Below are 12,333 nucleotides of genomic sequence, written 5' to 3'. Positions count from 1 at the left end.
GAGAAGCGGCAGTGCTCGCCGACGCAGACCGGGGAATCGCCCGCGGCGAACTGGAGGTCGGCGACGACCTCGCTAAACTGCTCGGCCGCGAGCCGACCACCCTGGCCGAGGCGATCCGCGCCGCGCTCTGACCACCGGCCGAGCGAGCCTGGCCGCCCGCGGCGGAGGTCGGGCGCGCCGCGTCGCTCAGGCGCGCTCGGCGCGCTGCTTCACGAGGTCGTCGACCAGGCTCTCCACGTAGTCGGCCGTCTCCTCCCAGCGGGTGACGGCGACGCTGCGGATGCCCATGGCCTTGACCGGGTAGTCGTTGCCACCCACGTCGAGCCGGTCACCGACGAAGAGCACGTTGTCGATCTTCAGGTCCAGGCACTCCAGCAGCTTTCGCATGCCGTACGCCTTGTCCACGCCCTTGCGGGTGACGTCGATCGAGGTCGAGCCGCCACCACGGACCTCCAGGTCCGGCAGCTTCGCCGCGACCGCGTCCCGCAGCCGCTTCTTCTTGTCGCCGTCCGGGTCCCAGCCGTACTTCTCGGCCGGCGGCGCGGACTGCCCCAACGCCGAGAACGTGATCTGGCTGCCCCGGTCCTCGATGATGTCGCCCCAGGTCTTCGCCTCCCACAGGCCGAGCGCCTGCGCCGACTCGGTCAGCGCCGCGACGACCCGGGCCTTGTCGGCAGCGGTCAGGTCCTCGGCGTAGACCTGCCGCCAGTCCCCGTCCGACCAGCGGTAGTAGCGGGTGCCGCAGGTCGGCATCAGGTGCAGGCGGGCGCGCTGCTCCTCGGTGAGGTCGAGGTGGGTCAGCACCTGCGACTGGAACTGCTCGAACCGCCCACCCGAGATGATCAGGACGTCCACCTCGGTGAGCAGGTGGCCGAGCAGATCCGCCATCCGACGATCGATCTGGGACTTGGAAATCGCCAGGGTGTCGTCGAGGTCGAACGCCACCACTCGAAGATCGTTCACGAACACCTCATGTCGTCGCGGGCAGGCCAGGACTAGCAGGGTACCGACGGTGACCCTCCGGCGTCCGCGAGCCCTGATCGTCACGCCACGCAGCCTTCTGGTCGCAGGCTATCGCCTCCGCCGCTCAGTCGCGGCCGTGGGCAGCGGAAACGTCCGCGTAGACCACCCCGTCGGCGCACGCGGCGACCACCGACGAGGGCCACTCCGGGTCGTAGTCCCGGCACCGCCGCACGCGTCGGAAGGCGGCGGCCTTCTCCGCTCCGGGCAGGAGCAGCACAGCCCGGTGGGCCAGGTCGGCCATGGTGGCGATCCCCATCGTGACGCCGTGCGTGGGCACCTCGCCCACGGACCCGAAGGCGGGATACGTGCGGAGGTTGTCCCGGCGGGTGGAATCCTCCAGACGGACCACACGCGTCACGCCGAGCCGAGCCGAGCCCGGCCCGTTGAAGCCGACATGACCGTCGCCCGAACCGGACGCCAGGATCAGCAGGTCCATGCCTCCGTGCTCGCGGATCCGCGCGTCGAGATCGGCGGGACGATCGGGCCCGGGGACCCAGATCTGCGCGGCGGGAATCCGATCCGCCGGGCGTAGTCCCCGATTGAGCGGTCCGACGATCTCCGTCGTGACGTACCGCTCGCAACTGTGGTGCCGGTCCGCCGGCACCGGCACGAAGCGGCCGGCCGCGGTCTGCACGTACGCGTCCAGCGCGACCACGACGAGACCGGAGACGGGGATGCGCCGCTCCGCCACCACCTCGGCGAGCAGCCGGAAAGTACGGGTGGCGCTGCGTCCGGAGGGACAGCCCAGAAGGTAGCGCCGGCCTGCCGAAGCGGCGGCGCGTAAGCCCCGGGCGATCTCCAGTGCCGTCTGGGTCGCGAGGTCCTCGGCGGTGGCGAACACGACGGAACGGACCGACACGGCCACTCTCCTACCACTTTGGAATGGTTCGACGAGAAGACGTTATTGCGTCCCGCGCTACCGTCGTCAATACCCGCCCGGCTGTTTCCGTGGTCGAGGGAGGCCGATGGTGTCATCCCCTGTCTCATCAGGCCTCAGCGCCAATCTGCAGCGGTTCGACGGAATTCGGGTGCACGACCTCCTGCACGAATACGCCGAGCGCGGAGCGGCCGTGGTCCGCCTTCGCGTGGCGGACGCGCCGGCCACCTACGTCGGCACCGTTCACGTCGACATCGACATGCCCGTGCCGGCCCGCAGCCGCAGCCCGTGGACGCCACTCGTCGAACTGGCGGTACCCCTTCCCCTGGACGCCCTCCGGGCGACCGGCACGGCGCCGCCCCGCGTCACCGACCTGAGCGTCACCGGTGGCGGACGTGCCCTCAGCACACGTCCGGTCACCACGGACTCCTGCCTGGTCGTCCAGGTGCCGTCACGCGAATTGCGGGGCGTACCGGGGAATCTGCACATCACCTTCACGAGCGCGAGCCTGTTCTTCCTGGTCGGCGGCGACGGCGTGCTGCAGACCTGGCGGCTCGGCTTCGCCGTCCGCGCCGCCTCGGTCCCCCGCACCGTCATCAACCTCGAGCACTCTCCGGAACTGTCGCTGCGGTGCCGGGTGGACTCCTCCGAATACCACTCGCTGGCACAGGGAGTGGGGCCCGGCACGGTAAGGAAGATCGGGTTCTATCCGTCCGGGCGGGCCGAAATCACGTACCTCTTCGGGCTGCACAGCGAATCGCGCTTCCGCAACCTGGCGATGCTGCCGTTCGCCGGATGCGTCGGGCTGTTCTCCTCCGCCCTGACCATCGCGCTCGTCTACGGCGGCTACACCGACATGGCCGCGGTCACCCTCGCGCTCGCCCTGGCGCCGCCCGTCCTCCAGGCCGTACGGCCGTCCACCGGCTTCTACCGGTCGGCCGACATCCACAGCCGCAGCCCCGGTGCCTGGATCTTCGCCACGTCCATCTCGCTGTACGCGCCGGCCACGCTGTTCGCCGTCCTCACCATCACCGACCTCAGCGAGCTGCGCCGGGTGAGCCAGCTCGTCTGCTACGCGTTCGGTGTGCTGCTCGGCCTGCTGGGCACGGCGATCCTCGTCGCCGTGCGAGAACAGATCCTGCCCCCGCACTACTGCGACGTCTGCACGACGCGGTTGATCTGGCGGCGCCGGAGCCGGCTGCACCGCGCGAGCAGGCGTACGGTGTGCCAGAGATGTTTCGCGGACATCGAAGCCGACGAGCAGGCGAGAGGCTGAGGAAGTGGCGCACCTACCGCTGACGTTCGACTTGGCCGCCGAGATCGCCGAAACCGTGCGGCCGGCCCTCTCCGACGCCGTCGCGACCACCGACCTCGGCGAGGTCACCCAGGACAAGGGCGGTGGGCACACCGCCCACAAGGTCGACGACGTCGCCGAGCAGGTCCTCTTCGACGCCCTGCGCCGGCGCGGCTTCCAGGGCCAGGTCTTCTCGGAGGAAGCCGGCCTGGTGCGACTGGGCGCGGAACCCCGGATGATCGTCTGCGACCCGTACTGCAACACCACCCTGACCTTCCACGGCGTCCGGGAGTCGGCGGTGGCGGTGTACGAGTACACCGTCGAGGGAGAGTTCCTCAGCGGCGCGATCGCGGACATCCAGATCCCGCGCGTCGTCTGGGCCGACCCGCACGCCGGGGCGCACGTCTCCAGCCTGGGCGGAGACACCCGGGCGGCGGCCTGCTCGAGTGTCCAGCGGGTCGAGGACGCGTTCCTGGTGGTGTCGCTCCTGAAGCGGAACCGCCGGCGGAATCCGCCGCTGACGCTGCTCGCCGGCCCGAAGCTGCTCGCCACCGTCGACGGCGCCATCGTCGCCGCCCGGATCGCCGTCGGTGAGGTGGACGGCTTCGTCGACCACGAGTTCGGCCAGCCGTCCTACGAGACGCTGGCGTACGAGTTGGTGGCCCGGGCCGGCGGGACGGTGACCGACCCGGCGGGCGAACCGATCGACTTCGGCGCGATCGTCCGTGGCCTCGGGCGCGGTGAGGTGCGGCGGCACCGGATCCTCGCCATCGCCAATCCGCACCTGCACCGGGACGTCCGGGCGCACCTCGCCGGCTGACGTCGTGAACCCTGTCGACAGGCGGGCGGGGCGGGACCATGGTGGGTGGATGCGCCAGGAGGAGATCTGGGACGCCGAGGCAGCCCGGCGCTACGACACCCCGGGCACCGGGATGTTCGCGCCGGACGTGCTCGGGCCGACAGTGGACCGCCTCGCCGCGCTCGCCGGTGACGGACGCGCCCTGGAGTTCGCCGTCGGCACCGGCCGGGTGGCCGTACCGCTGGCCGAACGCGGCGTGCCCGTCAGCGGGATCGAACTCTCCGTACCCATGGTGGAGCGACTGCGGACGAAGGTCGACGCGGCCACGATCCCGGTGGTGGTCGGCGACATGGCCAGCGCGACCGTGCCCGGCGAGTTCAGCCTGGTCTACCTGGTCTACAACACCGTCGCCAACCTGCTCACCCAGGCCGAGCAGGTGGCCTGTTTCCGCAACGCCGCTCGCCACCTCCGGCCGGGCGGGCGGTTCGTGATCGAGCTGTGGGTGCCCGAGTTGCGTCAGCTCCCCCCGGGCCGGCAGGCGACCGTGTGGCACACCGAGGACGGATACCTCGGCCTGGACACCTACGACGTGCTGCGGCAGCGGGTGGTGTCGCACCACGTCCGGTTCGGCGCCGGCCGGGAGGCGCAGATCTTCCGCACCCCGCACCGCTACGTCTGGCCGTCCGAACTGGACCTCATGGGCGAGCTGACCGGCTTCGCCCTGGAGAGCCGGCACGCCGACTGGACCGGCGCCGAGTTCACCGGCGAGTCGCGCTCGCACGTGTCGGTCTACCGACTGCCCGGCTGACCTACGCTCCCGGCCATTGCGAAGGTTCTCGTCACCGGCATGTCCGGCACCGGCAAGTCGACCGCGCTGCGGATGCTGGCCGCGCGTGGCCACCGCACCGTCGACACCGACTCCGACCGCTGGAGCCGGTGGGTGACCCTGGCCGACGGTTCGCCCGACTGGGTCTGGCGGGAGGGCGCGATCGCCGACCTGCTCACCGGGCACCGCGCCGGGCACCTGTTCGTCGCCGGGTGCAAGAGCAAGCAGGGCCGGTTCTATCCGAGCTTCGACCACGTCGTGTTGCTCAGCGCCCCGGCCGAGGTGCTGCTGGCGCGCATCGCCGACCGCACCGACAACCCGTACGGCAAGCGGGCCGAGGAACGGGCCGAGATCCTGCGCAACCTCGCCGAGGTCGAGCCCCTGCTGCGGGCCACCGCCACCGCCGAGGTCGACGCGTCGGCGCCGGTCGAGAGCGTGGTGGGGCACCTGGAGCGCCTCGCCGGTGGGTAGAGTCGGACGCATGTTCGAAAGCGCCCTCGTCAATCTCTACACCTCCGACATCGAGGCCGGCATCCGCTTCTACCGCGACCTGCTCGGCTTCGTCGAGACGTTCCGGACGCCAACCGAGGGCGCCCCGGAGCACGTCGAGTTCCGCCTCGGCGGGTTCACGCTCGGGCTCGGCACCGTCGAGGCGGCCCGGCGCGCCCACGGCGTCACCGCCGAGCCCGGACGGCCCGCCATGGCGCTGGTCGTGTGGACGCGCGACGTCGACGATGCCTTCGCCCGGCTGGCCGCCGCCGGCGTACCGACGGTTCAGGACCCGCACGACTCGGGCAACGGCAACCGCAACGCCCTGCTGCGGGACCCGGACGGAAACCTCGTGGAGATCGTCTCCAGGGTCGGCTGAGCGCGGGCCCGGAACCCCGGCTGTGATCGTTGATCAGTGCGGTGACCTGGTGCCCCCGGCAGGATTCGAACCTGCGACACACGGTTTAGGAAGGGAGTAGCGGCTGCACGGCCATCCCTCGTCTACCAGGGCATACACTCGACGTCCCCTCAGCGATGCGCTTGTTCATTCCGGGCATGTTCCGGATCTTGTCCCCATCCAAGGGGGTGACCTCGTCAGCATGAGCGTCGTAGCAAGGTCCATGCTCACTCTGCCGGTTCGGGCCACGTGATGCGGAGGCGAGTGGGATGGGGCCCAGGTCCCGTGTAGCGCACGCTACCCAGCGTGCCGCTTAACGTGCAGGAGGTCGAACCGGTCGGAGCAAGGTAGAACATCGTGTAGGTCAGCTGTGTCGCTGTGTCGGAGAAGGTCGAGATGACCAGGGTGCTGCCTTCGGGAAACAGCTTTGGCCGCATGACGTACCCGTCGAGGGAGGCTGGTTGCCCATTAGGGTTCTGCTTGTTCAAAGCCTCGCTCGCCCGGTCCCGGTCGGCGGGAGCGGCACAGACACGGTCTGGCCTGCTGGACGTGACCACCGTGGGTACGCCAGCCTGGCGGAGCTTGGTTGCGAGCCCGCCCACGTTTCGTAGTTGTTCCCACCGCACGGTGAGTTCCACGGAACCATCGGGCTTTGCGGTGACCGCGTATGCCGCAGTGGCCCCGTTCGGTTCGCCGTTCCAGAGCGTCGACATGGCAACGGTGACCGCAAGGGCCGCGCCACCGCCAAACGCGATCCGCCGACGCCATACCCGCCGGGTGGTGCCGCGCTGCCTCTCCGGCAATCGGCGCGACAGGTCGGCGTTGACGTCGTGCGGTGTCGCGAGGATGCCGGTCAGCATCTGTTGGGCCCGGGTCGACTGCGGATCAACGCGCCAATCGGCGGCGGGATCTGCGGCGCGCAACGACCGATCGCTCATCATCTTGATCCTCCTTCGTTCGCCACTGAGGTAAACGTGGCATCCACCGTCTTTCGGTCCTTGACGGGAGCCAAAACGGCCGCCAGCCGCCTCCGGGCGCGATACAAGCGCACCTTGTACGCAGCGCGGCTGCACCCCATCACCATGGCAGCAGCGCCGGCGTCGAGGCCCTCCCAAGCGGCTAACCGCAGTGCCTCTTGGTCACGCTCGGGGAGTTCGGCGAGCGCCCGGCGCACTCTTACCTGGTCGACCACCACGTCGGCGTGGTCGGCCATCACCAACTCGGCACTTTCGCCAATCCGGGCAGCCAACCTCGCCTGCCGGCTTCGACCCCGGATCTCGTTGCCGATCACGTGACGCGTCGTCGCGTACAGCCAGGGCAGCGAGTCGGTGACCGGCACGTCGGCCAACCGCCGCCAAGCTACGAGAAACGCTTCGTTGACAACGTCGGACGCCCGGTCCTGTCCCACGCGGCGTGCCGCGTATCGCATGACGGCACCGTAATGCCGCTGGAACAACTCCACGAATCTTGCCCGGTCGTCTTCCATACCTACCCTGTTTCCAGGTCATGCACCGGGGTTACAGCCCTCCAGGAGCTTCCAACCTCGATTGCGCGCTCACGTGGATCGTGCAGCGCTCGGCCGTGAGCGATGCGATTGTCCAGGTCTCGAAATCCCGATTGCGCCAGTACAGCCGACCAACCCGGCCGATGCCGGCCGGAGGTCGCCAGCAGGCCGGGGCGTGTCGGCACACCGGAGCCGAACAGCACCACCGAAGTTCGCTGGTGGGCACGCTTGCCGCTGTCGCCGCGCTGGTAGGCATCCGGCATCCTCGGCGGCATTGTCGTGCAGTGGTAGCCCCCGACTAACGTGTCGCCATCCCGTCTGCCGTCGACCCGCCTCCCTGGGAGCGGGCTGCCGCCCGGCCCGCCATGTCAAGCGGACCTTGACGCACGGTCGGACGCTGGCGGGCCGGGCGGTGGTCTGCTCGGCTTGCCCGGGTTGAGGGCAGGCGGGATGGCTTGCGCAACCACCCACGGACCGCAACCCGCCGACGGGGTTGCAACCATCTCGGAGCCCGAGCGCCCCCGCCGGAGGCGCAGTAACCGCAACCCCGCGACCGCCGCCAGCTCGCCGACGCGGCCGACGTGCGCTCCCCCACGCCGCGCGGGCTCGTGGCCGCGCGGCCCGGCCGGCTGCCGGCCCACCACTACCCGGTCAACCGTCCTGTCGTTCTGCGGCGGCCCCCTTGGGCTTCCCGCTTCCGCGCCAGCCGCCGGGCGTGTTGCGTGGCCGGAGTCGGAGCGCCAGCGGAGCGACGGACGCGCGCCCAGGCGGCGGCGCGTGCGGCCCGTTCAGGGCCGCCTTGAAGACGTACAGAAACTTTGCGCATCATCGCCGGCAGCCGGCCGGCCTCGTCCTTACGGGCTGGCTGCCGTCAGTGCCCGATCGGGATCTGCACGGCAGAGGTCCACTCGTACATGCGGTTGTCACGGTGGAACTCAAGTAGGCCCACGTGGTTGAGCGAGACCGTGACCGGGGCTGCTTCAACTCCGCTGATCGCCTCCGCGATCGGCTCCGCCGCTTGCGCTGAGTTGGAGTAGGCAACGCTCACGTGCGGCCGGTACGCCGGGACGTGCTCGGGCGCCAACTCGACGTGGTCTTGCCCGAGGACGTCTCCGATCGCGACTCGGACCGCGTCCCGCACGGCCCCGATGGGCTCCGGCGGCGACGCCGGCAAGTAGACGGCCTCCGGTCGAACGACTGGCCGATGGAACGTCACGACAGGTGTCGGAAGCTTGGCCAGTCTCTTACGGATCGCCTTCTCTAGCTTCACGGCCTGGTCGCCGCTCAGTTCGTCTAGGAACCCGATGCCTTGCATGGTCAGGTGCAGCCACGTCGCTGGGATGGCGTCAAGGCCAGGAAACGGTTCCAATGCCTGCTGGTAGAGCTGCACCAGCTCCACCAGCTCGGCGTGCTGACTCATGGTGAAGTGGCAGGCGTAGAAGTGGCGACCCTTCTGCCATCCCGGCCGCCACCACCAGTGGTCCTGCATGTTGTCGACGTGCTCGACCAGATCGGACATGTCATTCCCCTAGATGTCTGAGCGGCCGGCGGCGTCTTCGGGCTGCTGGGTGACGTCGTACTCATCGATGATTTCGATCCGGTCTGCTGGCCACACCGATTCGGACACTTCGAGCACCGTGTCGTCCTGGGCGCGAGCGACATGGACGACGTGCACAACCCCGGTCCCCGCCGAGATTTGGAGTGTCTCGGCCTCGGCCGACGTCGGCATCCGCCATTGCCAGTGGTCCCTAGCCCGGGTGTACTTCTTGCCGCTCAAGTCCTCTACGCATAGGAAGAGCGCCTTAGGCACCACGGTGGGCTCTTCAAGGAAGGTGCTGCCGGCGATCCCCACCGGGATGTAGCTAGCGCCGACCTCCTGAGGCTTGCCGGTCTTCGACTCCGACAGGATGCGTCGGCGGATGACTACTTCCTCGCCGGGCTCCATGTCCGCCGCCTTGGCAATGTGCTCGGGAACCGGGCCACGCCCCGCAAACGGAATCTCGTGGCGTAGGTGGGCCGTGAGTAGCTTGCCGTCGGTTCGGGCACGCCCGTAGCGGTCACGGGACCGGCGTTGCAGTCGGCGGTTGGCGCTGACGAAGGTGCCCACCCCCTGGCGCGCCTCGACGATTCCCTCGGCCCTCAGGACACGGATCGCACTTCTCAAGGTCTCAAGCGAGAGGCTGGGGAAGGTAGCGCGGAAGCGCTCAAGTAGTGCGGCCTCGGCAGGCAGCCGCTCCCCTGGCTCGTACGTGCCGTTCTTGATGTCGCGCCGCAGCTCATCGGCTATGCGCTGGTACTTGGGAGCCTTTGCTCCCAGGTCACTGGTCATGTTGACCTCCTGCCACCAATTCTAGTCCTCTAGAGGACTTGACGCGCTCACCTGGTCGGCTTACCTTCGATGCAAGCAAGTCCTCTAGAGGACTAGAGCACCAGACCTAGGAAGGGGTCACGCTCATGAAGCTGTACGTGGACACCACGAGCAAGCAGGTGACGGCGTCGAAGGATCCGGAGCCGAAGAACGACCAGAACGGCAACCAGAAGTCCGAGAAGAACACGGGCCGGCTGATGTGGTCCACCCAGGTCTTCGTTCTCGACGAGACGGGCGGGGAGGTCATCACCATCACCACGGCGGGTGAGAAGCCGAACGTGAAGGTGGGCGACTTCCTGGCGGTCGAGCAGTTGGAGGCCATCCCCTGGGCGACCAACGGGCGTAACGGCGTCGCGTTCCGGGCGGTGTCCCTGAAGCCGAAGAACGGTTCTGCGGCCAAGTAGGTCACTTCGCACGTCGTGCTGTGTGTGCCACTGGTGTCCGTGGCCACCGCGCCAAGCGGCCTGACGGTCCGCTGAACTCCAACCCATGCGGTTCCGGGAGTTGTTCCTGACTCCTACTTCTCCCGGTCCGGTCGCCACCTGGCAGTGGTGACGACCCCAAGGAAATGGCCCGGGGTCGGTACTGACTCCTACGTCTGCCGACCCCGGTGCCGCCACTCATCCGACCCAACTGGCATTGGGAGGACTCGTCGTGTCCAAGTCTAGCCCTCGCCGCTTCGGCGGCAAGTCAACCGGAACGGTGACGGTCATCGAGGCCAAGGTTCACCGTTCCTCCGCGCGTAACGCCCGCATGGCGTTCATCCTCACCGCCGTCATCGTCGGCGTCCTGTCGGCCGTGGTAGCCGCCGCCTACTGGCACCCGATCGTGGCCCTGTTCGTTGGTGCCCTGATCGGCGTTCCCATCGGCGGCCTCGTGTGGCTGCTCGTGCGGATCTGGCCGGTCATCCGGCTGCTGTGGTGGTGGACCCCGGAAACCCTGCTGAGTGCCGGTCTGCTGACCGGCTGGGTGCAGTTGGCCAACCACACCCCGACCGTGGTGACCCTGATCGTGGTCGCCCTGGTCGTCGGCGTTCCGGCCGGCATCGGCCCGGTCCGCCGCCAGGTCAAGGCGTGGGGATGGTGCCTGGTGGTGCGCCACCGGCTGCGCGTGTGCTTCGCGCAGTTCATCATCGCCAACCAGTCCGGCTCGCTGCCGCTGATCCTGTGGGCTCGTCCCACGCCGGTCGGTGAGCGGGTCTGGGTGTACCTGCGCCCGGGCCTGTCGGCCAAGGACCTGGAATCGCGGCTCGACAAGATCGCCGTGACCTGCCACGCCTCCACCGTGCTCATCGAGCGGGCCGGGGAGAGCAACGCCGCCTATCTGCGGTTCGACATCAAGCGCCGCGAGGTGCTCAACGCCCGGGTGGGCTCCCCGCTGGTCGACGCCATCGACCGCAACGCGCCCGTGTCGGCGTCGCCGCTGACGGTGCCCACCGCCCTGGACCTGCCGGACGTGGACGCTCCGACGATCACCCTTCCGACCCAGGGCAAGCCGGCGAAGAAGCCGGCCACGACTGCCAACGGCAGCAAGCCCGCGGCTTCCTCGGCGTCGTCCCTGCCGGATGACGACACCTCCGACTGGATCTGACCCCTAACCCACCTCGGACGCGGGGAGCCATCACCGGCTCGCTCGTGTGGCTTCCCGCGCCCACAACGCCCCGGGAGGGCAATCATGACCACCACGTCTCCCACTACCGCTGGTGCGGTGCCGGTGGGTGCTGGCCTGTCGATGTTCGACCCGGTGTTCATCGGGATCGACGAGTTCGGCCAGCCCGTCTATCTCGACGTCGTCTACCACAACCTGCTCGCCGCCGGTGAGCCTGGCGGCGGAAAGTCCGGCCTGGTCAACAACATCTGCGGCCACGGCGTCCTGTGCGACAACACCCGCCTCGTGCTGTTCGACGCCAAGCTCGTCGAACTCGGCCCCTGGCGCGACCTGGCCGATGCGTTCATCGGCCCCGACATCGACCAAGGCATCGAGGTCCTGCGCCGCCTCCTGGTCGTGGCCACCAACCGCTACACCTGGCTGCTGGCCAACCGGCGCCGCAAGCTCGCCGAAGGCGACGGCATGTCGGTCATCCTCACCGTCATCGACGAACTCGCCATGTTCTCCACCGTGCTGGGGACCAAGGCGCAGCAGGAGGAGTTCTCCACCCTCCTGCGCGGCCTCGTCTCCCTCGGCCGCGCCTGCGGCATGCCGGTGGTCGCCGCAACGCAGCGGCCGTCGTGGGACATCATCCCCGCCAGCCTGCGGGACCTGTTCGGTTACCGGGCCGCGTTCCGGTGCACCTCGCTGAACAGCTCGAACATCATCCTCGGCCAGGGCTGGGCCGAGCAGGGCTACACCGCCTCCGACATCGCCCCCACCAACCAGGGCGCGGCCTACCTCCTGGCCGAAGGCGGCGTTCCCCGCCGCATCAAGGCCGCCTACCTCACCGACACCGACATTTACAACATCGCTGACTACGCCGCCTGGACCCGCCGCCGACAACCCCTTCCCACCGCGATCCCCGACCTCAGCCGGGTCGACCTCAGGGAGGCGGCGTGACCACCCGCGAGCACGCCTACGCGCGTGCCAACAACCAGCGGGCCGCTCAGTTCACCGAACTGTGGATCGTCGGGCGTCCCGAGGACATCGCCGCCATGGTCCAGGTCGCCTCGGCCAGCGGCCGACTCGTCTACCTGTCCGCCCCGCGCTCGATGGGCGGCGACGACACCCGCCAACGCCGCTACCTGCGGCTGCGCACCACCTGA

At 69.1% G+C, this 12,333-nt stretch carries 15 protein-coding genes; 9 read left to right on the top strand and 6 right to left on the bottom strand.

The window, feature by feature from the left end; translation table 11 throughout:
- Positions 1–186: 186 nt before the first annotated feature.
- Entirely contained in the window at positions 187–963 is a 777-nt protein-coding gene (locus O7600_RS22140; RefSeq protein WP_281590256.1) for an HAD-IIB family hydrolase, read from the bottom strand.
- 124 nt (positions 964–1,087) lie between these two features.
- Complete coding sequence (locus O7600_RS22135; RefSeq protein ID WP_281590254.1) at positions 1,088–1,882, bottom strand: 6-phosphogluconolactonase; 795 nt, start codon at positions 1,880–1,882, stop codon at positions 1,088–1,090.
- 169 nt (positions 1,883–2,051) lie between these two features.
- Here O7600_RS22135 and O7600_RS22130 point away from each other — a divergent pair, with 169 nt between their 5' ends.
- Genes O7600_RS22130 through O7600_RS22110 form a run of 5 tightly spaced genes read left to right on the top strand, consistent with a single transcriptional unit; the run spans position 2,052 to position 5,687 of the window.
- Entirely contained in the window at positions 2,052–3,176 is a 1,125-nt protein-coding gene (locus O7600_RS22130) for a hypothetical protein (protein ID WP_281590252.1), read from the top strand.
- Between the two features lie 4 nt (positions 3,177–3,180).
- Positions 3,181–4,014, top strand: coding sequence for an inositol monophosphatase family protein (locus O7600_RS22125; protein ID WP_281590250.1), 834 nt, complete (start codon positions 3,181–3,183; stop codon positions 4,012–4,014).
- 49 nt (positions 4,015–4,063) lie between these two features.
- The gene (locus tag O7600_RS22120; RefSeq protein WP_281590248.1) at positions 4,064–4,801 is read left to right on the top strand and encodes a class I SAM-dependent methyltransferase; all 738 of its coding nucleotides are present in this window, start codon (positions 4,064–4,066) and stop codon (positions 4,799–4,801) included.
- A gap of 15 nt (positions 4,802–4,816) precedes the next feature.
- A complete protein-coding gene (locus tag O7600_RS22115) occupies positions 4,817–5,290 on the top strand; it encodes an AAA family ATPase (RefSeq protein WP_281594236.1) in 474 nt (157 codons plus the stop codon).
- Between the two features lie 10 nt (positions 5,291–5,300).
- Positions 5,301–5,687 carry a VOC family protein gene (locus O7600_RS22110; RefSeq protein ID WP_281590246.1) on the top strand — a complete coding sequence of 129 codons (387 nt, stop codon included), beginning with the start codon at positions 5,301–5,303 and terminating at the stop codon, positions 5,685–5,687.
- A gap of 245 nt (positions 5,688–5,932) precedes the next feature.
- On the opposite strand, the gene O7600_RS22105 is transcribed toward O7600_RS22110, so the two are convergent.
- The 4 genes from O7600_RS22105 to O7600_RS22090 form a co-directional block, all read right to left on the bottom strand.
- On the bottom strand, positions 5,933–6,646 hold the full coding sequence (locus tag O7600_RS22105; protein ID WP_281590244.1) for a hypothetical protein: 714 nt from the start codon (positions 6,644–6,646) through the stop codon (positions 5,933–5,935).
- Positions 6,643–7,191 (bottom strand): sigma-70 family RNA polymerase sigma factor, encoded by a 549-nt coding sequence (locus tag O7600_RS22100; RefSeq protein ID WP_281590242.1) that lies wholly within the window; start codon positions 7,189–7,191, stop codon positions 6,643–6,645. Before O7600_RS22100 ends, O7600_RS22105 begins: the two co-directional genes overlap by 4 nt.
- 889 nt (positions 7,192–8,080) lie before the next feature.
- Complete coding sequence (locus O7600_RS22095; protein WP_281590240.1) at positions 8,081–8,728, bottom strand: 2'-5' RNA ligase family protein; 648 nt, start codon at positions 8,726–8,728, stop codon at positions 8,081–8,083.
- Positions 8,729–8,737: 9 nt separating this feature from the next.
- The gene (locus tag O7600_RS22090) at positions 8,738–9,538 is read right to left on the bottom strand and encodes a GntR family transcriptional regulator (protein WP_281590238.1); all 801 of its coding nucleotides are present in this window, start codon (positions 9,536–9,538) and stop codon (positions 8,738–8,740) included.
- Positions 9,539–9,663: 125 nt separating this feature from the next.
- Here O7600_RS22090 and O7600_RS22085 point away from each other — a divergent pair, with 125 nt between their 5' ends.
- From O7600_RS22085 to O7600_RS22070, 4 genes are all read left to right on the top strand, one after another.
- A complete protein-coding gene (locus O7600_RS22085; protein WP_151010791.1) occupies positions 9,664–9,981 on the top strand; it encodes a hypothetical protein in 318 nt (105 codons plus the stop codon).
- A 298-nt stretch (positions 9,982–10,279) separates the two neighbouring features.
- On the top strand, positions 10,280–11,167 hold the full coding sequence (locus O7600_RS22080) for a hypothetical protein (RefSeq protein ID WP_281594235.1): 888 nt from the start codon (positions 10,280–10,282) through the stop codon (positions 11,165–11,167).
- Positions 11,168–11,251: 84 nt separating this feature from the next.
- Positions 11,252–12,127 (top strand): FtsK/SpoIIIE domain-containing protein, encoded by an 876-nt coding sequence (locus O7600_RS22075; RefSeq protein ID WP_281590235.1) that lies wholly within the window; start codon positions 11,252–11,254, stop codon positions 12,125–12,127.
- Positions 12,124–12,333 carry a hypothetical protein gene (locus O7600_RS22070; RefSeq protein ID WP_151010795.1) on the top strand — a complete coding sequence of 70 codons (210 nt, stop codon included), beginning with the start codon at positions 12,124–12,126 and terminating at the stop codon, positions 12,331–12,333. The genes O7600_RS22075 and O7600_RS22070 overlap by 4 nt, the downstream gene beginning before the upstream one ends.

Origin of the sequence: Micromonospora sp. WMMA1998 (genome assembly GCF_027497375.1) — a bacterium.
GTDB classification, from domain to species: Bacteria; Actinomycetota; Actinomycetes; order Mycobacteriales; family Micromonosporaceae; genus Micromonospora; species Micromonospora sediminicola.
This window is presented reverse-complemented; position numbering and strand designations above follow the sequence as displayed.